17 protein-coding genes, 1 tRNA gene and 1 pseudogene are annotated in these 20,647 nt (G+C 68.2%); 8 read left to right on the top strand and 11 right to left on the bottom strand.

Annotated elements, in window-relative coordinates:
* Positions 1-168 precede the first annotated feature (168 nt).
* From ACIOHC_RS04520 to ACIOHC_RS04510, 3 genes and pseudogenes are all read right to left on the bottom strand, one after another.
* Positions 169-1,461 carry a hypothetical protein gene (locus ACIOHC_RS04520; RefSeq protein ID WP_401841364.1) on the bottom strand — a complete coding sequence of 431 codons (1,293 nt, stop codon included), beginning with the start codon at positions 1,459-1,461 and terminating at the stop codon, positions 169-171.
* Between the two features lie 84 nt (positions 1,462-1,545).
* Positions 1,546-2,244 carry an ATP-binding protein gene (locus tag ACIOHC_RS04515; RefSeq protein ID WP_401841361.1) on the bottom strand — a complete coding sequence of 233 codons (699 nt, stop codon included), beginning with the start codon at positions 2,242-2,244 and terminating at the stop codon, positions 1,546-1,548.
* Positions 2,241-3,159: pseudogene (locus ACIOHC_RS04510) on the bottom strand (hypothetical protein). Before ACIOHC_RS04510 ends, ACIOHC_RS04515 begins: the two are co-directional and overlap by 4 nt.
* Before the next feature lie 625 nt (positions 3,160-3,784).
* Between ACIOHC_RS04510 and ACIOHC_RS04505 the strand changes: the two are divergent.
* The 4 genes from ACIOHC_RS04505 (at position 3,785) to ACIOHC_RS04490 (ending at position 7,178) form a co-directional block, all read left to right on the top strand.
* The gene (locus tag ACIOHC_RS04505) at positions 3,785-4,036 is read left to right on the top strand and encodes a helix-turn-helix transcriptional regulator (RefSeq protein ID WP_351086281.1); all 252 of its coding nucleotides are present in this window, start codon (positions 3,785-3,787) and stop codon (positions 4,034-4,036) included.
* Positions 4,037-4,239: 203 nt separating this feature from the next.
* Positions 4,240-4,599: a helix-turn-helix domain-containing protein gene (locus tag ACIOHC_RS04500; RefSeq protein ID WP_401841358.1), complete on the top strand. Its 360-nt coding sequence runs from the start codon at positions 4,240-4,242 to the stop codon at positions 4,597-4,599.
* 30 nt (positions 4,600-4,629) lie between these two features.
* A complete protein-coding gene (locus tag ACIOHC_RS04495) occupies positions 4,630-6,153 on the top strand; it encodes a LacI family DNA-binding transcriptional regulator (protein WP_401841356.1) in 1,524 nt (507 codons plus the stop codon).
* Positions 6,154-6,335: 182 nt separating this feature from the next.
* Positions 6,336-7,178 carry a PE-PGRS family protein gene (locus ACIOHC_RS04490; RefSeq protein WP_401841354.1) on the top strand — a complete coding sequence of 281 codons (843 nt, stop codon included), beginning with the start codon at positions 6,336-6,338 and terminating at the stop codon, positions 7,176-7,178.
* Here the strand turns inward: ACIOHC_RS04490 and ACIOHC_RS04485 are convergent.
* The 5 genes from ACIOHC_RS04485 to ACIOHC_RS04465 all read right to left on the bottom strand — a co-directional run bounded on the left by ACIOHC_RS04485 (position 7,108) and on the right by ACIOHC_RS04465 (position 12,046).
* Complete coding sequence (locus tag ACIOHC_RS04485; protein WP_401841351.1) at positions 7,108-8,391, bottom strand: hypothetical protein; 1,284 nt, start codon at positions 8,389-8,391, stop codon at positions 7,108-7,110. The two genes, ACIOHC_RS04490 and ACIOHC_RS04485, sit on opposite strands and share 71 nt — an antisense overlap.
* 516 nt (positions 8,392-8,907) lie before the next feature.
* A complete protein-coding gene (locus tag ACIOHC_RS04480) occupies positions 8,908-9,399 on the bottom strand; it encodes a hypothetical protein (protein ID WP_401841349.1) in 492 nt (163 codons plus the stop codon).
* A 436-nt stretch (positions 9,400-9,835) separates the two neighbouring features.
* Positions 9,836-10,345, bottom strand: a complete 510-nt coding sequence (locus ACIOHC_RS04475) for a hypothetical protein (protein WP_401841346.1) — start codon at positions 10,343-10,345, stop codon at positions 9,836-9,838.
* Between the two features lie 576 nt (positions 10,346-10,921).
* A tRNA-Pro gene (locus ACIOHC_RS04470) sits at positions 10,922-10,995 on the bottom strand.
* Between the two features lie 112 nt (positions 10,996-11,107).
* On the bottom strand, positions 11,108-12,046 hold the full coding sequence (locus tag ACIOHC_RS04465; RefSeq protein WP_351086261.1) for a metallophosphoesterase: 939 nt from the start codon (positions 12,044-12,046) through the stop codon (positions 11,108-11,110).
* Positions 12,047-12,125: 79 nt separating this feature from the next.
* Here ACIOHC_RS04465 and ACIOHC_RS04460 point away from each other — a divergent pair, with 79 nt between their 5' ends.
* Complete coding sequence (locus ACIOHC_RS04460; protein WP_351086259.1) at positions 12,126-12,590, top strand: GatB/YqeY domain-containing protein; 465 nt, start codon at positions 12,126-12,128, stop codon at positions 12,588-12,590.
* A 108-nt stretch (positions 12,591-12,698) separates the two neighbouring features.
* Here the strand turns inward: ACIOHC_RS04460 and ACIOHC_RS04455 are convergent, their stop codons facing one another.
* Positions 12,699-14,945, bottom strand: coding sequence for a transglycosylase domain-containing protein (locus ACIOHC_RS04455; protein ID WP_351077169.1), 2,247 nt, complete (start codon positions 14,943-14,945; stop codon positions 12,699-12,701).
* A gap of 584 nt (positions 14,946-15,529) precedes the next feature.
* Here ACIOHC_RS04455 and ACIOHC_RS04450 point away from each other — a divergent pair.
* The 3 genes from ACIOHC_RS04450 to ACIOHC_RS04440 all read left to right on the top strand — a co-directional run bounded on the left by ACIOHC_RS04450 (position 15,530) and on the right by ACIOHC_RS04440 (position 17,876).
* Positions 15,530-16,768: an IS110 family transposase gene (locus ACIOHC_RS04450; RefSeq protein WP_401841742.1), complete on the top strand. Its 1,239-nt coding sequence runs from the start codon at positions 15,530-15,532 to the stop codon at positions 16,766-16,768.
* 50 nt (positions 16,769-16,818) lie between these two features.
* Positions 16,819-17,121, top strand: a complete 303-nt coding sequence (locus ACIOHC_RS04445) for a hypothetical protein (protein WP_351077166.1) — start codon at positions 16,819-16,821, stop codon at positions 17,119-17,121.
* A gap of 404 nt (positions 17,122-17,525) precedes the next feature.
* A complete protein-coding gene (locus ACIOHC_RS04440; protein WP_187438703.1) occupies positions 17,526-17,876 on the top strand; it encodes a WhiB family transcriptional regulator in 351 nt (116 codons plus the stop codon).
* 13 nt (positions 17,877-17,889) lie between these two features.
* Here the strand turns inward: ACIOHC_RS04440 and ACIOHC_RS04435 are convergent, their stop codons facing one another.
* Positions 17,890-19,344 (bottom strand): ArsA family ATPase, encoded by a 1,455-nt coding sequence (locus tag ACIOHC_RS04435; protein ID WP_351077185.1) that lies wholly within the window; start codon positions 19,342-19,344, stop codon positions 17,890-17,892.
* A 242-nt stretch (positions 19,345-19,586) separates the two neighbouring features.
* Positions 19,587-20,585: an ArsA-related P-loop ATPase gene (locus ACIOHC_RS04430; RefSeq protein ID WP_351077163.1), complete on the bottom strand. Its 999-nt coding sequence runs from the start codon at positions 20,583-20,585 to the stop codon at positions 19,587-19,589.
* Between the last annotated feature and the right edge of the window lie 62 nt (positions 20,586-20,647).

Below are 20,647 nucleotides of genomic sequence, written 5' to 3'. Positions count from 1 at the left end.
GCGGATCAGGCCGGCTGATGGGCAACAGCCCTGCTTCCCACTGGTTCGAGGGGATTCGCTGGGGAGGGCCGTGTCTGGCATAGCGGCGCGAATGAGGGGGCTGGGGCCAGGCGGAGCTGATGGTCCGCAGGTCCCCGTGCCAGCGTTTCTGACTGACCGGATATCCGGTCAGCCCGTGGGAAGGCTGTTCTTGGCGCCCCGCTCAGCGGCTAGGAGCCCCTTGAGTTCGGTGAGCCGGTTCTCGGAGATGGTGAGTTCGGCGTTGCGGATGGCGTTCCGTAGCACGGTGCGGGTCCCCGTTCCGTGCACTGCAATGGCCTCGCGGCCGATGGCGAGTAGTTCGTCCATTTCGGCACCGGGAGGGCGTCCGTAGCGTTGCGTCGTAGGGACGTCCTCTTCGGAGCGCGACTCGGTGCTCTCGGGAGTGGGTGCCGAATCGTGCAGGGGAAGTTGGCTCTGCACGGATCGAGGAGGCAGGAACTCGGGACGAAGCCCAGGGGCGGGGTGTTCCGTGGCTTCCTCGGTCTCCGAGGCGTAGTCGGCACCCGATCGGCTGCGTGGGTGTCTCGTCCCGACATGGCGCGTGGCGTCCCCGCCTGGAGTGAAAGCGGTCCAAGGCGATGGCAGTTCGATCGTGGCCAGCGCTGTCGCGTGACGGCGGACGGCGAGCTGGTGCAGCAGCACTTCGCGCTGGCGCTGGTCGATGCCCACCGAGGCTCGGGCGATGGCCTGTGACAGGCGTCGTGAAGTGCGCCGGCCTCGCCAGCTGGCGCGCTGCTTTTGGGTTCGCTCCGCTAGGTGCGCGGCCAAGGCGACGGCTCGGCGGGTGGCACGGTCGCGGGTGATCTGCGCGGCATCTCGATCGCGTTCGGCGATCCCAAGACGGGAGAGCAGGCGTTCGCGTACTTCGCGTCCGATCCGGGCGAGGACGCTGTGGGAGGCGGCCTCGGGCGTGCGGATGCGCAGTTCGATGCCCATGGCCTGATGCCAGAGCAGTGCGGCCAAGACCGGGCCCACGAAGGCCCGCACCGTGCCGCCGACCATGCCCGACTCGGCGTACGCGGGGATCACCTGCACAGCGGTGATCACCCAGGTCAGGACGCCGGGCAGGCCGGGTGCCTGCTTGGGGCCGTGTAGGTTCTGCCGCGCCAGCAGTGCCGTGGCGAAGAGGGCGAGTTCGGCGGCGGCGAACATTGCGGTGCGCTCGGCGGTTCCGCTCATGTCCAGGTAGTCGGCGGCGAACCGCCAGCTGGTGTCGGCGCTGTAGGTGGTACAGCCGACCGCGGCCAGCGCGGCGACCATCACTGCGGGCGTTCCGGGCTGTGGCTTCCTGCGGTTTCGGGTAGTGCGTCGGCGGATCAGCAAGCCGACCAGCAGCACCGTGCATGCGACCAGGAGGGCGGTAAGCGCGAGAGAGATTGCGGTCCAGCGCCCGAGTGCGGGCAGGGCGAGTTGCGTCATACAGGGGGTCTCCATAGGCCCGCCGAGCCGTGTGGGCAGGCGTAGGTGCGCGGGCGGGCGGTGAGGTGGGGCGGCGCCGTGCGGTCAGGCGGCGGGCTGGCGTCTGCGGTCGGCGCCGGTGAGGACGACGGTCGTGGTCATCTCGGCGAGACGGGAGGCGACGCGGTCGCCGACGGCGTCGCGCAGCGCGGCGGTCGGCAGATTGGTCGTGATGAGGGTGGGGAGCAGGTCGGTGTAGCGGCGGTTGATCAGCCGGTACGTGATCTCCTCGGTCCACTCCGACTGCTTGGCTGCGCCGAGGTCGTCCAGGATCAGCAGCGGGCAGCTGCCGAGAGTGGCGAGGTCGCGCTCGGCGTCGTGGCCGGGGCGTGGGCGCAAGCGGGCGTACAAGTCGGCCGTGGTGGCTGCCTCCCACCGCAGTCGCACACCGGCAGTCAGCAGCGACCGCACCGCGCCGTACGCCTGGTGCGTCTTGCCGGTGCCGGTGGGCCCGGCGATCAGCAGGGACGGTCCGAGTGCGATGCCCCGGGTGCCGCTCGGGCCGGGCCGGGCGGCGAGGGCCACCTCGTCGACCCAGGCGGCAACCTGCTGGTGGCCGGCGAGGGCGTGGCGGTAGCGGGGCGGGATGCGGGCCTCGGCCAGTTCCAGCGCGGTCACCCGCTCCGAAGGGGCCTCGGCAGGTGAGGTAGTTGGATCGATGCCCCGGTCGGCGAGGATCGAGTCGAGGCGGGCCGCCAGGGTGTTGATGCGCTGCGGTTCCCGGCTGGTGGTGGCTGTGGTCACAGCTGGCCCCCGTAGGCCGCCTCGACGTCAGCGGGCGCCGGGTTGGTCCACGCTCGGTGCGGGGCGGCAGCTGCCCGCGGAGCGTTCATGGCCTCGTTGACCAGGCTCGGCAGCAGGCTTACGGACAAGCCCTTGGCACGCATGCGGCTCATCCCGGCGCGGATGTGGTCGGGTGCGACACCCTCGCCGAGCAGTTTGGTGACCACTCGGCCGAGGTGGCCGAGCACGTCGCTGGGCGGCCGGTGTTCGCATGAGGCGACGTACTCGCCGACCCAGATCCTTGACCGAGGTCGAACTCGAGGCAGCCTGGGGCGCGGGGGCGCTTGCGCTCCCCACCGGAGGTGATCCTAGATCCAGGATCCTAGGTCCTAGATCCGGACCCTGAGTCCTCACTGCAATCTCCCGGCGTTGTGGTGAGGGCTCACTGAAATTGCCCTGACCTGCGGTTTCCCGGTTCACGGATGGCTCGCTACGTTCGCGGTACCCCTCAGGGCTTCCCCCATGAGGGCTCACGTCCTGTTCACGGAGGACTCCGTGAACAGGCGGGGCGACCTCGGCCGATCGGCCGCCCTGGTGGCGCGGGCAAGCCGGGCAGCGGCTGCCGCTGGGCCGGTTGATCTTCTGGTGGCGAGCCCAGGCGGCGATGTGCAGGTATCGCTTGCCGTCGTCACCCTCGTACCGGCAGATCAGACCGGCACCGTCGAGCTGCGTGAGGTCGTCCTCGACCTCCAGCGGGCCGTGCTCGGGGCGCAGGGACCACAAGGCGCCGGCGATGACGGCCGCCTGGTCGCGAAAGCGGCCATGGTCGTCTGCCTGGGTGAGCAGGCCGAAGAAGGTCCGCTCGGCATGGACACTCACCGCGGCGAGCGACTCGGAGATGAAGGCTTCCGGCTTGATGGTGCGTATCCGCGCCACGTCTATCGCCCCGCCTTCGTGGGCAGAGCAGAGGAGTTCGGCGACGAGGATGCGACTACGGCCACGAAGGCAGTAGCTTGTTGGGGCATAGACGGTTCCTCACCCGGTGGCGTTGCAACCGCCACCGTCTTGATCGTTCAGGTACGGGCGATATCGGTAGGGACTTCTTGGCCCCCGGCGTTGGCCCGCCGGGGGTTTTTCATGTGCTCGGCGCCGCAGGAGTTCCGGGCGCATGGCCAAGACAGCCACACCCTCCCCGCACAAGTCCAGCATTCTACCGAGAAAGCAAACAGCTCTCGGCGAACGCGTCGTGCGCGGCTTCCCTAAAACGGTAAACCCGAATTGGCGGTTGACGAAGAAGCGGCATAAAAGGGGCAACTGGTAAACCAGTTTTGGTGCGGCTTTGGCGGACGTGCGATGTGGCCGGGCGATGCAGGAACCCCACGTCAGAGACCCGGTAGGCGATGGGGCATCAGGGTGGTTGGAGAAATTTGGCCAACGGCGGATTCCGGGCTATGTTGCGTCGCTCGCGGGACTCAGGGGACCAGATCTGACAACAAAGACGCGGAATATAGCAGCGGATCGCCGGTTACCGAAACCGCGCAGTCGAAGCTACAACTGACCCATGCCTGAAAGCCCTCTGGGAATTGGTCCGGCCGGCGTGCTGACCGCCCGCGCCATTGTGTGTGCCCGCACAGCACGCGGATTCGCCCAGCGTCAGCTGGCCGAACGGGTCACCGCGCTCGGCCGCCCCATGACCATCACGATGTTGTCCCGCATCGAATGCAGACAGCGCCGTTGCGATGTCGACGACCTCGTCGCCATCGCAGCCGCTCTCGGCGTCTCGCCGCTCGCCCTGCTCGCCGAGACGAGTTAGCGGAACGAGCCCTTACGGCGTTGCCCAGGTGGGCCAACACCCGGCAGCCGCTACGTACATCACCTCGCCCGTACCTGAACCACCAAGACCGGCGTATCCGTATCCGCACGGCCGCGCCAGAGAAGGAACCTCCTTGCTCCGAGAGGCCATTCCCCCTGCCCTGTTGCCCTTCCGCCTCCGTACCGCGAAGGAGGCGATCTCGCGTGGCTGAGCAGCCAGGCACCGAGGTAGCGCTGTCCCGCCTCTACCTCCCCGAGGAAATTGCTGCTGTTCTCGGCTGCTCCGCCTGGTGGGTCAAGGACCGGGCCCGTCGGCGGCTGATCCCCTTCACCCGGGTTGGCCGCGCGTATCGCTTCACTGCAGAACACCTCGCAGAGATCATCCGGCTCCATGAGGAACGGCCCGCACGGGCGTCCCAGCCGTCCACAGCTCGGACCGCCGCAAAGGCACACGGCCAGCAGGCGAACGCGCCCCAGCGCCCCCAGCTTGCCGCACCGACAACCCGCCTGCGGGCGCGGCCTCCGTACCGCGTCAGGCAGAGCCAGTTCAGCACCGTCGCCTGACGCGACCACGTATCAAGGGAAAGGAGGAGCGTGGGTTTCGCGGAGAAGCGCGGAAACTACTGGCGCGGCCGGTACAAGACCGCACCTGGCAAGCACCTCACGGTCATCGACGAGAGTGGCAAGGCGATCAAGTTCGCCACCAAGGGCGAGGCCCAGCGCGCCGCGAGCGAGGCCGAGAACAAGTACCGGCGCGGCGACTGGCGTGACCCGGCACTCGGCCAGGAGACCTTCGGCGAGTACGCGAGCCGCTGGTACGGCGCCCAGGACCTGGCCGCCTCGACGATGCAGAACTACAAGCGCCACATCGAGGAGCACCTGCTCCCCGACTTCGAGGACAAGGGGCTTGCCGGCATCCTGCGCATCGACGTCGATGTCTGGGAGAAGAAGGAGAGGGCCGTGTACGCGGCCTCAAGCGTCAAGACCTGGCGCTCGACACTCCACTTGATCTTTGAGGACGCGATCGACGAGGGTCTGATCACGTCCAACCCGGCGGCCAGGAGGCGCGGGCGCGGCAAGCGCGCCGGCCGCTCACGAGACCGCGGGCCGGAGAAGGTCGTCACCGACGCGGTCGGCATCCTGCTGACCGCCGAGAGAGCCGCCCTGCTGTCGGGCCGCGATGACGAGTTCGTCGCCGTCGTTCTCAAGGGATACACCGGCAAGCGCTGGGGCGAGATCGTGGGCCTGGAGACCGAGTTCGTCCGTCCCGGGGCTGTTCGGGTCGAGTGGCAGCTGTACGAACTCGACTCGGGGGAGCTGGTGCGCTGCCCACCCAAGGACGACAGCTACCGCACCATCGACTCCATGGACTGGCTGTCGGCCCTGGTCGCCAACCACATCGCCCGCACGAAGCCGACTCCCTGCTCGTGCCACGGCAGGACCTACGTCTTCCGCGGGCAGGGCACGGCTCGTACGGGTGGCCACCTGGGTGCGAAGCTCGTCGACGTCGCGCGCCTGGCCGGTGTCTCCACAGGGACGGTGTCCAATGTCCTTAACCGCCCCGACCACGTCGCCGAAGCCACGCGGGTACGGGTCCAGAAGGCCATCGCGGACCTCGGTTTCGTACGGGGCGGCGCGGTGCCGACGCACGCAGCCCACTGGCGCAGGAACGGTTTCGCGACATGGCTGTTCACCCCTGCGGTCTCAGGCTGGTACCCGAAGAAGGCGCCGCAAGAACCACGGCCTGTGCCGCTACTTGGCGAACCTTGGCCTGGTGTCCCGGCGCGAGGGCGCGGCGCCAGTGCGCGGGCCGACTCATGCTGGCTCCCGATCGCCAAGGGCCTCACACCCCACGGGCTCCGCCACACCCACCGGACCATGATGGAGGACCTCGGCACCGAGAAGGTGCTCATGGACGAGCGCATGGGCCACATCGACGGATCGGTCTCGGCGCGCTACGCCCACGTCACGCCCGGCATGCGCAAGCGGCTCATGCTCGGTCTGACCGAACAGTGGGAGGCGGCTCTAGACGCGCGGCTTGCCATGCGTCCCACGTCACCGGTGCGCGTGCTCGATGACCTTCTGCGTGCACGCAGGCAGGCACTTGACCTGGCGTAGTGCCAGCGGTGAGTTGCGCCTGTGCCCCCTACGGGGCACAGGCGCTTCCTCGTCGCTCGAAGCGCGCTGGGCCTACCCACCGGGCCTGATCACGTCGACGGGAATCTGGGGCGCTCGGTTCCTTCTGGTGGTTTTGGCAAATCGACGGGCACCGGCATCAACAGACCTGGCTCAATAGGCACATGGAGATTGGCGAGCACTGGGCATACCGCGCGAGACCGAAGGAACTGGGCAGCGCGGTTCGCCAGGTAGAGATCGTTCGTGTGGGCGGCCCCGGCAGGACTGGCTGGGTCCACGTGCGGTTCCTCGAAGGCGAGGCCGCCGGCCTGCAGGAATGGGTCAATCCCACTTCCCTCGTTGCGCCGTGGGCGACGGTCGAAACGTTCCGCGCGGACGACAAGGCGGAACTGGCATTGGCCGAGGCATCGCGACACGTGAGAGGCAGCACAGACTTCGAGGCCGCGCGGCTGATCCTCGGGTTCGTCCGACCGAAGAGCAAACTGCGCCTACGACGAGGCGTCCCGGACGCCGGAATTCTGGACATGGGCCGGTTGGATGAGACCGCACCGCTCGTCGGCAGGGACGCCGCGGAACTGCGGGACGACCCTATGGTCTACGAGAACCGCGACGGCCTGTGCCTGGCCGGTTGGCCGGTCACAGAACGCCTCGCCCGTCATGTTGCCGACCGCCTCGCCGACACGATCCTGCCGGAGGTGGACCGCAAGCAGCAGAGCCTGGAGCAGGAACGTGCCCAGTCCTCCTGGTACTCCTACAGCCGCCGGGACGACCGCAAGCTGGACGCGGAAGCGGCCATCCTGAGGGCCGTGCGGGCGTGGTGCGGCGAGGACAAGTCCGAGCGCTACGACGAACTGGTCGCCCTGCGCGCCGAGGTCATCCGGCTCGGGCAATTGGTCGAGCGCGCGGTGACAGCCCTACGCGACCGCGGGCATGGCGTCATCGCCTCCACCATTGAGCGCGACCTTGGCGTCCATATCTCCAGCCTTGGTCCAGACGTTCGTCGCTGAAGTCGCGCCGCCCGTCTGGCTCCGGCTTGGGTGGCGCGACTTCCGCCTGAGACTTCTCCTTCTTCGGTAGCTCCTCCTTCTCCGGCCGCTGTGGGTGCCAGCCGTCGAGAAACGGCCGCAGCTGGTTTCCCGTCGGCTGCGCGTGGAAGTTGTAGCCGGCAAGTCCCCTGCCGCTCATGGTGGGGTCGAGCCGGTCGGCCTCGGCCTTCCCCCACGCCGACCACTCCCGCAGCCTTTCGGCGTCGAGGACGTCGTCGGACGTGACGGCGGCTTCGTCCAGAGCTGCGCAGAAGTCCCTCACCTCCCCCGCAGTTCGCCACTGCTCCAAGGCCGTGCTGAAGCGCTCGGCCCGCACCGCGTCCACGGCCTTGATCGACGCGACGCTGACGGCCGCCTCCCACTCCCGCCGCCTCCGCTCCTTCTCCTCCGCTTCCCGCAGACGGCGCTCTTTCTCCTGCTGCTCCCGCTCCTCGCGCAGTCTCTGCTGCTCCGCTTCCCGCTCCTCCCGCAGCCGCCGCTGCTCAGCCTCGTGCTTCAGCCGAGACCGCTCCTGTTCTTCCGCACGCGCCTTGAGCGCTCGGAAGACCGAACCAATCTGGTCCTCCAGCGGCTTCTTGACGGTGTCGGCCCAGTCCTTGTTCCAGCCGTAGCCCGACTGCTGGGTGAATTGCAGCTCAAGCTCGCCGGACGGCTCAAACCGTTGCGCCGGAGTGACCCGCTGCCAGTCGTAAGTACGTCGGCCCGGCCGCTCGGGCACGTATCTGACCTGTTTCTGCCGCTCGCGGAAGCTGATCTCGTACGTCCTGCCGTGGATGGTGAGAAGGGGTCTCGGCTGCCTGCGTTTCTTGGACACCGCGATCTCGCCATGGCGGACGAGGGCCTGCTCGGCGAGGAGCCGGAGCAGTGAGAGCACCCGGGGGAGGACCTCCTCGGAGATCTCGAAGGCACTGTGGTCCGCGGTGACCGAGGCGATCACGTCCTCAACGTCGGTGATCACACGGCTGCGTGCCAGGCGGATCCGGTTCCACTCGGTGTCGTCCTCGCCGGTCGCCCTGAGCAGGCCGAGGAAGAAGTCACCCTTCGTCCGCCCGCTGTGCCTGAGGTGGTATCCCGCGGGGGCACACTGCCGCGCCGCGTCGAATGCTCTCCGGTAGCGGGCCCGCTCCTCTTCGCTCGGGTTCGGGACGCGGAGGAAACGTCCGGCCTGCTGCACTTCGGCGATCAGGGCAGCTCCGACCTTCGCCGGTGAGGGGCGCGGGGGCTTCGCAGCACGCGCAGGTTTCGTCTCGGATGACGGCGCCGTCTGCCGACCACGGGGAGGGCCAACCTGTGGATTCGGCTCGGGGGCCGTCGAACGCTGCCCGCGCGGAGCCCGCTCCGGCCGATCAGGGTGATGCCCGTGCTCCAGGTAGAAACGCCCGTCATTGGTGATGTCCGCCTGCCACCTCCCGCTCTGCTTCGGCATGGTGATCAGACCCCGCCCCTTGAGGGCGCGAGCGGTGGCAGCAAGTTCCGGGCTGTCTGAGGTGACAGGCTCCGTCCCGTCCCCGATCCGGGTGAGCAGGGTCAGCTGACGATCATTGAGTGGCGACCAACGGTGCATGTTCACGGTCGTACCGTCTGTGCTTGCGTCAGCACAACCCGTATCAGACGATTCTTACGGCGCCTGAGAAGGATTCGGGGGCGAAGGCGCTGACAGCTCCTGGCTGAGGCGTGACGGGCTGCCCGGCTACATCTCCTCTCTCAACCGTGCCCAGGTGTGGGTGTCCAGACTGTCGTGCGGGCCGATGCGGGAGAGTTCGGTGCCATCGCGGCCAAAAGCCACGATCACGGGACGGGCTCCGCGGTTGACTTGCTGGGACGTCCAAGCGGCGACGAGCTTGCGCTCCTCGGGAGCGGCGATCCGGCGGTTGCCGATGAGGATGTGGCCGACGTCCCGCCCGAGATGGACCGCGGCACAGCTGATCCATGGGGCCGTGGCGAAGGAGTGCGGCGGGTCGAGACTGCGGGTGAGGCTGAGCGCGCCCCCGCCGCCGCGGACCTCGATCACGTCGACGTCGGCAGGGTCATCCACCGGACCGCTGCCGCCGCCCACGTACCGCCACTGCTCGTCGTACCACTCCAGAAGCGCGGTGTGCTCACGCGCCCGCGAGGACTTCGGATGCCAGACAATCCAGACCGCCCCGACACCAGCGGTATTGTCGATATCGGCCGAGATCACCGCCAGAACCCGCCGCGGAATCCATCCCGGTTGCGGCTCCCCACCCTCCAGCACACGCCTCACTACGCCCGGCAGTAGAGATTCCACCCAGCGTCCCACCCACAAAGCCTCTCCCCATGCCCGCATGCGCCTGCGATACCCGGTGCGCCAGGACATCAAGCCTCAGGTTCCTGGGGTAGCGGCTCACAACCATTGGCGCATCGCAGCGATTTGGACGGTCGCTTATCGTCCGATTCCGCTAGCGTCCCGCCCGGTGGCTCCTTCTGTCGGGTACTGTCCCGGGCGCCGGCGGCACACTGATGTGTCTCGCATGGGTGACCCGCTCGGTTGCCGTGCCCCGACTACAGGCATGGCGGCGTCGCTGGCATCACGTGTCGTGGGGGTGCGCCGGTGAGCTCAGCAGCCCTTGGGCTGAGGCCCGCGGCATGCGAATATTTCAGGTCGCCTGGTCGGTTTGAAGGCGTTCGTTTTCCTCCTCCAGGAGGGCGATGCGCCGTTCCAGCTCCGCTCGGCTGGGCTTGCTTGGCGCCGTTGGTGTCGCGGTTTGGACCCGGGGAGGTTCGCCAGCGAGGCCGATCGGCTCGAACGCAACGATCGCCGAGGGATATTTGCCGCACTCGGGGCACGTCGTAGAGCGAGGCGGCTTGTCGTTCTCCGCATGACACGAGGTCGTAGCAACGTGCCCGCAGTAGAGCCGCACGCGCCACCGCATGATCTCGTGGGGTGGCGTTTTGACCGACTTGATGCGCTTCCACGCCTCGCTGAGCCGCTCGTTGTGGGCGACTGCCCGCACGGGGTCTGCGTAGACCTCGTCCAGGTGCTTGGCGACTTGCTCGTGGGCGGCCCGCTGGATGTTTTCCAGGTCCTTCTGCCACCGGTGATCGTGCCGGGTGAGTTCGTACGCCTGAAGCGGCAAGCCATGGCTCTTGTATCCGATGTTACGCATGAGACGCACCGTAGATTCCTGGCGCCGGGGGGCGGGGTGAGGAACGCTTCTGATCGGTTTCAAGCTCGCCCTGACGGCATCAATTCGCAGGTGGTCCTGGGATGGTCGTCAGGGTCTGTCTCTTCGATCACGGTCGGAGCTCGATCAAAAACCGTTTGGACTCCTGACGTGTCGCTCTGTGTGCCTGAACGGCTGGTTGACACCGGGGACTGCGAACCGGACGAGAACGGCCTGTTCTAAAGTCGTTACGAATGCAGGACCGGTAGGTCGACCTGGGGCAGCGCTTCTCGGTCCAGCGCTTGGGCTGGCGTCCGAGGGGGCTGTGACTTCAGGCTCCCCGGCAAGACGGAGGAGGCCACCCCGGTGCTGTGGCCCGGCTGCTTGATCACACGGCGAGGTGCCGCTGGGTGCCCGTCTCGGTAAGCGTCTCGTCGGGCCAGCCGGCAAGCTCGTCGGCTGGCCCTTGGGAGCCGGATTCCCAGGTCGGCTCCCAAACGGCTCCCAAAAGAGCCCTGGAAACCACTCAGGGGCCTGATCCACTAAGTGGATCAGGCCCCTGACCTGGTGTTTCAGCTGTCGGGGTGGCGGGATTTGAACCCACGACCTCTTCGTCCCGAACGAAGCGCGCTGCCAAGCTGCGCTACACCCCGATCACCGCCGATGTCCCGGCGACATCGATTACTTTAGCCCACCCGCGCCCGCAGACGAAATCCGGTTTACGTGCCGCTGAGGGCGGGGGAGGGGCGAGGCGGCCGTGGCCGATCAGCCGCGGGGTGTCAGGGTCAGCAGGGTCGCCTCCGGGGGGCAGGCGAAGCGGACCGGGGTGTAGCGGTTGGTGCCGCAGCCCGCGGAGACGTGGAGGTAGGCGCGACGGTCCTCGACGGAGTGGGTGGACAGGCCCTTGACCCGGTCCGTGTCCAGGTCGCAGTTGGTGACCAGGGCCCCGTAGAAGGGGATGCAGAGCTGGCCGCCGTGGGTGTGACCGGCCAGGATCAGGGGGTAACCGTCCCTCGTGAAGGCGTCGAGGGAGCGCAGATAGGGGGCGTGGACGACGCCTACGGAGAGGTCGGCACCCGTCTCGGGGCCGCCGGACACCTCCGCGTAGCGGTCGCGCTTGATGTGCGGGTCGTCCAGGCCGGTGAAGGCGATCTCCAGGCCATCGATCTCGAGGCGGCCACGGGTGTTGGACAGCCCCAGCCAGCCCGCCTTGTCGAAGGCGTCGCGCATCGGCTCCCACGGGTTGTGGACGACGCCGACCGCCGGGGTGTTCCCGTTGAGGCCGTGTCGGCCCTGGGCCTTCTCGAAGAGGTAGCGGGCCGGGTTGCGGAGCTTGGGGCCGTAGTAGTCGTTGGAGCCGAAGACGTACACGCCCGGGAACTCCATCAGGGGACCGAGCGCGTCGAGCAGCTCGGGCACGGCCCCGGGGTCCGAGAGGTTGTCGCCGGTGTTCACGACGAAGTCCGGGCGCAGCCCGGCCAGCGACTGCAGCCAGGCGCGCTTCTTGCGCTGCCCGCTCACCATATGGATGTCGGAGACCTGGAGCACGCGCAACGGGCGTGCCCCGTCGGGGAGTACGGGGATGGTGACCCGCCGCAGGCGGAACGAGCGGGCCTCGAACCCGGCGGCGTAGGCGAGGCCGGCCATGCCGACCGCTGCGCCGACTGCCGTGATTTTCAGGGGTACTCCGTAGCGTGCGCGCATGCGCCCATCGTCGCAGACGCTGTGCGGCGCGAAGAAAACCGGCGGGCGCCTGCCGCCCCGTACCTGCCACAATCAGCACATGACCACGCTCAAGTCCAAGCTCAAGGAAGACCTCACCACGGCCATGAAGGCGCGTGACGAGCTGACCTCGTCCACGCTGCGGCTGACCCTCACCGCCATCGCGAAGGAGGAGGTCAGCGGCAAGACGGCGCGTGAGCTCTCCGACGACGAGGTGCAGAAGGTGATCGCCAAGGAGGCCAAGAAGCGCCGTGAGGCGGCCGAGGCCTTCGCCAAGGGCGGCCGGGCCGAGCAGGCCGAGCGCGAGAGGGCCGAGGGCGAGCTGCTCGACGCGTACCTGCCGAAGCAGCTGAGCGACGACGAGCTGGGCGCGATCGTGGCGTCCGCCGTCGAAGAGGCGAGGGCCGCCGGGGCCGAGGGACCGCGGGCCATGGGCGCCGTGATGAAGATCGTGAACCCGAAGGTCGCGGGGCTCGCGGACGGCGGCCGGGTGGCCGCCGCGGTGAAGAAGCTCCTGGCGGGCTGAGGCGACGCGCCGTACGGACCACGGACGGGGCTGTACGCGAAAAGGTGGGGCGCCCCGGATCGGGATCGATCCGGGGCGCCCCACCTTCATGCGCGCGTGCCGTACGGGTCAGGGGCCCTGTGTGCCGCCGTTGGTCTGACCGCGGTGGCCGCCCTGGTTCCCGCCGGTCAGGTTCGGCGGGATGCTGATGCCGGGGAACGGGTTCTTGTTGCCGGGCTTCTTGCCGGGCTTGCTGCCCCCGGCGCCCCGCCGGTCCCCCTCCCTGTCGTCGCGGTCGTCGCCCCTCGGCGGGTCCGGGATGTTGACGGTGTTGAACGGGGGTGCGGCCACTCCGTTGAGGGCGCCCGTCATCGCGTCCCGCCAGATGGGTCCGGGGACCTGCCCGCCGTACACCTTGTCCTGGTACACGCCACCGATGGTGACGTGCTCCATCTCGACGCTCTGGGACGGGCTGCCGACCCAGACCGCGCCGGACATGTTCGGCGTGTAGCCGACGAACCAGGCGTTCTTACGGGAGTCGGTCGTACCGGTCTTGCCCGCGTTGTCGCGGCTCTGGAGGCCGGCTTCCTGGCCCGTACCGGAGTCGACCACGCCGCGCAGCAGGGTGTTGATGGTGTCCGCCGTCGTCTGCGACATCGCCTGTGAGCAGGTGGTCTTCGGCACGGGCAGCGAGGTGCCGTCCGCCTTGTTGACCGATTCGATGGCGATCGGCGTGCAGTACGTGCCGCGGTTGGCGAAGGCGGCGTACGCGCTGGCCATCGTCAGCGGCGACAGGCCGTTGGACCCGAGCGTCAGCGTGGACGGGTTCTGCGGCAGCTTGGTGCCGTCGCCCTGCACCACGCCCAGCTTGTCGGTCATCTGCGAGACCGGGCACATGCCGATGTCCTGGAGCATCTGCACGAAGTAGGTGTTGACGGACTTCTCCATCGCCTCCCTCAGCGCGTACGGCCCCCTCTCGGACTCGTTCTCGTTCTCCAGGTGATACTTCGGCACGCCGTCGTTGACCCACGGCTTTTCGCAGGACTGCACCGTGTCCGGGTAGTCCATCTCGTACGGGGACGGGTAGACCTGGGTGGCCGGCTTGCCGCCCTCTATGGCCGCGGCGGCGAGGAAGGGCTTGAAGGTCGAACCGGTCGGGAAGCCGTAGTTCGAGCCGCCCATGCTCTTGTTGACCGAGTAGTTGTACTGCGTCTCGTTGGGCCCGAAGCCGTATGGCTTCGACTGGCCCATTCCCATGATCTTGCCGGTGCCCGGCTGGACGAGCGTCACGGCCGTGGCGACCTTGTCCGACTTGTAGACGTGGCTCTTGATCGAGGCCTGCACCGACTGCTGGGACTGGGGGTCGAGCGTCGTCCGGACCGTCAGACCGCCCCGGTTCCAGATCTTGGCCCGGTCCTCCTTGGTCTTGCCGAAGGCCGGGTCGGTGAGGAAGACGTTACGTACGTAGTCGCAGAAGAAGCCCGCCCCGCTGACGGCCGTGATGCAGCCGTTCTTCGGCTTCTTGACCTGCAGCTTGATCGGGGTGGCCTTCGCCTTGTCGGCCTCGGCCTGCGTGATGTCGCCGATGTCGGCCATGCGCTGGAGCACGGTGTTGCGTCGTTTGGTCGCCTCCGCCGTGTCATTGACCGGGTCGTAACGGCTCGGCGACTGCACGATGCCGGCCAGCAGCGCGGCCTCCTCCAGCGTCAGATCCTTCGCCGACTTGGAGAAGTAGCGCTGGGAGGCGGCTTCGACGCCGTACGCCTGCTGCCCGAAGAAGGTGATGTTCAGGTAGTTCGCCAGGATCCGCTTCTTGCCGAGCTTCTCCTCGACCTGGATCGCGTACTTCAGCTCCTGGATCTTGCGGCCCATGGTCTGCTGAGTGGCCTGCGCGACCTTGTCCGGGTCGTCACCGGCCTCCTCGATGAAGACGTTCTTCACGTACTGCTGCGTGAGGGTCGAGGCGCCCTCCGCGGTCCCGCCCGTCTGCACATTGCGGTTCAGTGCGCGCAGGATGCCCTTGAGGTCGATCGCCCCGTGCTCGTAGAAGCGGGCGTCCTCGATCGCCACGATCGCCTTCTGCATGTACGGCGAGATGTCCTTCAGCTTGACCACCGTGCGGTCGCGCGAGTACACCGTGGCGATCATTCCGCCCTTGCTGTCCAGGATCGTGGTGCGCTGGCTCAGCGGCGGGGTCTGAAGATTGGCCGGGATCTCGTCGAATCCCTGGACCGTTCCCTTGGTGGCAAGCCCCAGGGCTCCGGCGGCCGGCAGCGCGATGCCCGCGAGCACGACTCCGGAAAGTGCGGCGACACCGAGGAACTTGGCGGCCTGCTGGGTCGTCGTGAGACCCCCGCCCGAGCGCTTCTTTGGCATGGGGGCAGCCTAATCCGTAGTTATGAGCGTTCCGCAGGAGCGGGTGCTTCTCGGAGCGTTCGAGTACCAGACCGTGACATCCAGGTGCAGCCGGGCTGTCGAGGCCTCAACGTAGATCGGTGCGCGGTCGTGGTGCTCAGGGTGGTGGCGGTCACGTGGGCGCCAGACGGACGCCTCCTGGACGCTGGGCCTCGACGCCTACTCGTAGATCGGGCGGCGTCTGGCGCCTTCGTGGCCGTCACCACCTGGAGTTCTTTCGCTCGTCGGCGTCGGACGGACATCTGAAGCCAGAACGTTCCGCGAGGCCTCGGCTGAGACCGGGTGCCGTCCGGCGCCGCCGAGCGTCAACACCCTCAACTCGATCACTCGTTGGTGTTGGTGGTGCGAGCCCACCGCACGGTGACCTCTTGATACGCCCGAGCCGCCGAGCTCCCGCATAGACCGAGGCCCGTGGGGTGCGCTGGTGTCACGAACGGCTAGTGAGGTGGCGGCCCGACCGTGGTGCGGTCGAGGCCTGGGATTAGGTCGCTGCGTGGCCCGCATGCGCTCGTGACCAGCGCAAACGCCGATCTCTGGGGAGGGGAATCTTGATCTACTGCGGAATCGACTGGGCGGAACGAACCCACGACGTCGCCCTGGTCGACGACACCGGCCAGCTGCTAGCCAAGCGCCACATCACAGACGACGCGGCCGGCTACAAAATCCTGCTGGAACTGCTCGCCGAGTACGGCGACACCGACGAGAATCCGATCCCGGTCGCGATCGAAACCTCCCGCGGCCTGCTGGTGGCCGTCCTGCGGACCGGCAAGCGCAAGGTGTTCGCCATCAACCCGATGGCCGCCGCCCGCTACCGCGACCGGCACAGCGTTTCGCGCAAGAAGTCCGACCCCGGCGACGCCCTCGTCCTGGCGAACATCCTGCGCACTGACATGCACGCCCACCGGCCTCTGCCCGACGACTCCGACCTCGGCCGCGCGATCACCGTCCTGGCCCGCGCCCAGCAGGACTCTTTGTGGAACCGGCAGCAGCTCGCCAACCAGCTCCGGTCCCTGCTGCGCGAGTACTACCCCGCTGCCCTGGACGCCTTCGCCACCTGGACCAACGGCCTGTGCCGCCCCGAGGCCCGCGAACTCCTCAAGACCGCCCCGACCCCAGCCCGGGCCGCGCGGCTGACCCGCACCCAGATCCAAGCCGCGCTCAAGCGAGCCGGCCGCCAGCGCGGCATCGAAGCCGAGGCCGAGCGCCTCCGCGAGGTCTTCCGGGACGAGTGGGCCCATCAGCCTCCGCTGGTCGAGGACGCCTTCGGCAAGCAGATGCTCGCCCTCCTCATCCAGCTGGACGCCGCCTGCACCGCCGCCGACCAGCTCGCCGAAGCGGTGGAAGATGCCTTCCCCCAGCACCCGGACGCCGAGATCCTGCTGAGCTTCCCCGGCCTCGGCATCCAGCTCGCCGCCCGCGTCCTGGCCGAGCTCGGGGACGACCGCACCCGCTTCGCCGACGCCCGCGGCCTCAAGGCCTACGCCGGCTCCTCACCCATCACCCGCGCCTCCGGCAAGAAGTCCGCCATCACCAGACGCTGGGTCAAGAACGACCGGCTCAACCACGCCGGCTACCTCTGGGCCTTCGCCTCCTTACGGGCATCGGCCGGGGCCAACACCCACTACCGACGCCGACGTGAACAAGGCGACTGGCACGCAGCCGCCCAGCGCAACCTCTTCAACCGCATGATCGGCCAGCTCTACCACTGCCTCCAGAAGCGTGAGCTCTTCGACGAACAATCCGCGTTCCCGACACCTTCGCTTGTTGAGGCGGCGGCAGCCTGACCAGCCACGATGCCTTGCCCGCAGTATCGAAGGCGGCCGATCATTCGCCCATGAGACCCGAAGTGCAGACGTTCGTCACCGACGGCCCGCTCCCCGACTGGGACGCGAGCGAAGAAGAGATCGACAGGCGTGTCACGCAACTCGAAGCGATTGCGAAGCCGGTCACGGGAGAGGAAGCCCGAGCGCTCGTCTCCTGCTTCGGCCCGGACGACTGCTACGGCGTCGCCTGGACCCTTCTCCACCTCATCGAGACTGGCCCCAACCCCGTACTGGCCACCGACCCCGGACCGGACGCCAACGAGTGGCACCAGCGGCTCTACCTCCGCGCCGTGAACGGAGGACTCATCCCGTGAACTTGACGGCATAGCAACGTGAGGTGTCTACGTTCTCATTCGCCGGACACACGTATATGCGTTGGCCTAAGCTGCTCTCAACTGTCACAGCAGTCCCGTTGCGCATCAACCCCCGTGCGCGATTCGGCCACACGTTCAGGCACTCCCGAATTCACCCCCTGTGTCATCGAACGTCCTTTGTGATCCAGGGAATCTGTCCGGAATTCAGGGGGGTAGTCACGTATGTCCTCACCTCACTCCCCTGGGTGATCTGCCGCATACGCATAGTCCGTTCGGGCCATCCAAGATTGGGCCCGAAGGGGGTGTTGTGCTGTCGCCGCCTTCCGTAACGTCCTCAACTGGCAGCGGTGAATATGCCGCTACCGCCGTGGGGGAGCCTCGATTCGGGAGAGGACGGCGCCGTGATGGGCTGGGTAACCGACTGGAGTGCGCAGGCAGCCTGCCGCACTACTGATCCGGATGAACTGTTCGTACAAGGGGCAGCGCAGAACAGGGCCAAGGCGGTGTGCACCGGATGTCCGGTGCGGACCGAGTGCCTGGCCGACGCGCTGGACAATCGCGTCGAGTTCGGCGTGTGGGGCGGAATGACGGAGCGGGAGCGTCGCGCACTGCTGCGCAGGCGGCCCACCGTCACGTCCTGGCGCCGGCTGCTGGAGACCGCGCGCAGCGAGTACGAGCAGTCCGCGGGCATCCTGCCCGTGGCGATCGGACTGGACGACGACGAACTCCACGAGAGGTACGCCGCGGTGGGATAGGGCGAACGGGCGGTTACGCAGCTCCGGCCGGGGCGGAACCGGTCGCGAGCCGGTCCCCGATGGCCCGGAGTCCTGCGAGGTCATGTACATCACCGGGCAGCGCGGCCACTTCGGTCACGGCGACCTCGGGATGCAGTGCGGTGAAGCGGTCGCGAGTGTGCCGCTCGCGCGCGACTACCTGCATACGTTCCGCGTGCAGCCGCAAAAGGCCTGCGGTCAGCTGCTCGACGGAAGCGGTCTCGGGAACGGGAGCGGTCCCGGAAGCCGGTCCCGGATCCCCTTCGGAGTCTCGGGTCGTTTCGGGGTCCAACTCGCGGTCTTCGATGTCCTTCTGGGTGGCAACGAGGGCGGTGACGGCTTCGGGGGAGGCTACCGACCAGTCGGCCGGGTCACGAAGTCCAGCCTTCCCGGCCGTCTGATCCACAATGCCGACCCCGTCAAGATTTTCTGCGGCTGCCAGGGCGCGCTCGGCGGAGAGCCGGGCGGCGTCGCTGCCGTGGACACGGTTGAGCACCAGACCGGCCAGCGGCATCTCCTCCGCGGCCAGCCGTTCCACGAAGTACGCCGCCTCGCGCAGCGCGTCCCGCTCCGGTGTCGCGACGACGAGGAACGCCGTACCGGGCGCCTGGAGCAGTTTGTACGTGGCGTCGGCCCGGGTCCGGAAGCCGCCGAACATGGTGTCCATCGCCGCCACGAAGGTCTGCACGTCGCGCAGGAACTGACCGCCGAGCAGCTTGCCGAGGGTGCCGGTCATCATCGACATGCCCACGTTGAGGAACTTCATCCCGGCCCGGCCGCCCATCTTCGCCGGGGCCATCAGCAGCTTGATGAACTTTCCGTCCAGGAACGAGCCGAGCCGCTTGGGCGCGTCCAGGAAGTCCAGTGCGGAGCGCGACGGCGGGGTGTCGACGATGATCAGGTCCCACTCGTTGCGCGCGCGCAACTGGCCGAGCTTCTCCATCGCCATGTACTCCTGCGTGCCCGCGAAACCGGCCGACAGGGACTGGTAGAAGGGGTTCTCCAGGATCGCGCGGGCCCGCTCGCCGTCCGCGTGAGCCTCGACGATCTCGTCGAAGGTCCGCTTCATGTCGAGCATCATGGCGTGCAGTTCCCCGGCACTCTCGCTCGTGATGCCCGGCACCTGGCGCGGGATGTTGTCCAGCGAGTCGATGCCCATGGACTGGGCGAGCCTGCGAGCCGGGTCGATGGTGAGGACGACGGCCTTGCGGCCCCGCTCGGCCGCCCGTACGCCCAGCGCCGCGGCGGTCGTGGTCTTGCCCACTCCACCGGAACCGCAGCACACGACGATGCGGATCCCGGGGTCGTCCAGCAGCGCGTCGATGTCCAGCACGGGGGCGAGCGAGGATGCGGGGTCCTGGGCGGTGGACGTGGTGGCGGCTGCGGGCTTGTCCGTGGTGGCGGTTGCGTCGGTGTCCGTTCCGGCGGCTTTGTTCGCGGAGGTGGACATGGGCGTGCACGTGGACGCGAAGGTGGACGGGACGGCGTTCTCGACCCTGTCCCTGCCTGTGACCCAGTCCGCGGGCACGGACGTGCCTGTGCCCGCGGACGTGGCCGTGGTGGAGACCTCGGCAGCGGGCGAGTCCGGGGCTGTGTCTATGCCTGTGGCAGTGGTTGCGGCCGATTCGGTGCCGGTGCTGGTGCCGGTACCCGTGGTGGTGCCGGTGCCGGCACCCGTACTCGTGCCCTGTGTCACGTACCCACCCCTTGTCCCGGCCCTTCGCCCGCCCCGTCCTCCACGCCCTGCTTGCGCAGTTCGGTCGCCAGGTCGTAGAGCCCGGCGGGGTCCATTCCCTCGCCGATCAGCGGGAGTTCGTACCCCGGCAGCTCCAGACCAGCGAGCACCGCACGCTGCTCGCGCTCCAGCTCGACCCGCTGGGCGTGCTCGGCAGCCTGCTCGACCAGAGGGCGCACGAGCCCCGCGGAGCCGGTCACGCCCGCCCGCGTCAGCGCCTTGGCGATCTCCTTGCGGCGGCCTCCGGCGGCGGCGCGCAGCGCGTCCTCGTCCAGCAGATGCGGTCGCACCATGTTCACGATGACCCGGCCGACCGGCAGTTCGGCGGCCCGGAGCTCCGCGATGCCGTCCGCGGTCTCCTGGACGGGCATCTCCTCCAGCAGTGTCACCAGATGGACCGCGGTCTCGGGGGACTTCAGCACCCGCATCACGGCCTGTGCCTGATTGTGTATCGGGCCGATCCGGGCCAGCCCCGCCACCTCGTCATTGACATTGAGGAAGCGTGTGATGCGCCCGGTGGGCGGGGCGTCCATGATCACGTAGTCGTAGACGTACCGGTTCTGCTTGTCCTTGCGGCGTACGGCCTCGCAGGCCTTGCCGGTCAGCAGTACATCGCGTACGCCGGGCGCGATGGTCGTGGCGAAGTCGATCGCACCGAGCTTCTTGAGCGCCCGGCCCGCGCTGCCGAGCTTGTAGAACATCTGGAGGTAGTCGAGAAGGGCGCGCTCCGCGTCGATCGCGAGGGCGTACACCTCGCCGCCCCCCGGCGCGACGGCGATCTTGCGCTCCTCGTACGGAAGGGACTCCGTCTCGAAGAGCTGGGCGATGCCCTGCCTGCCCTCGACCTCCACGAGGAGGGTGCGCCTGCCCTCGGTCGCGAGGGCGAGCGCGAGGGCGGCGGCGACCGTGGTCTTACCGGTACCACCCTTGCCGCTGACGACCTGGAACCTGCTCACGTATTCGAGCCTAACCAGTCGGGCCACGGGCTACGCACGAGGCTGTGCGTGCCAGGCATTAC

Source organism: Streptomyces sp. NPDC088252 (assembly GCF_044740965.1).
Taxonomy (GTDB): domain Bacteria; phylum Actinomycetota; class Actinomycetes; order Streptomycetales; family Streptomycetaceae; genus Streptomyces.
Note: the sequence above shows the minus strand (reverse complement) of the source record. Positions and strands in the feature narration are given on the sequence as shown.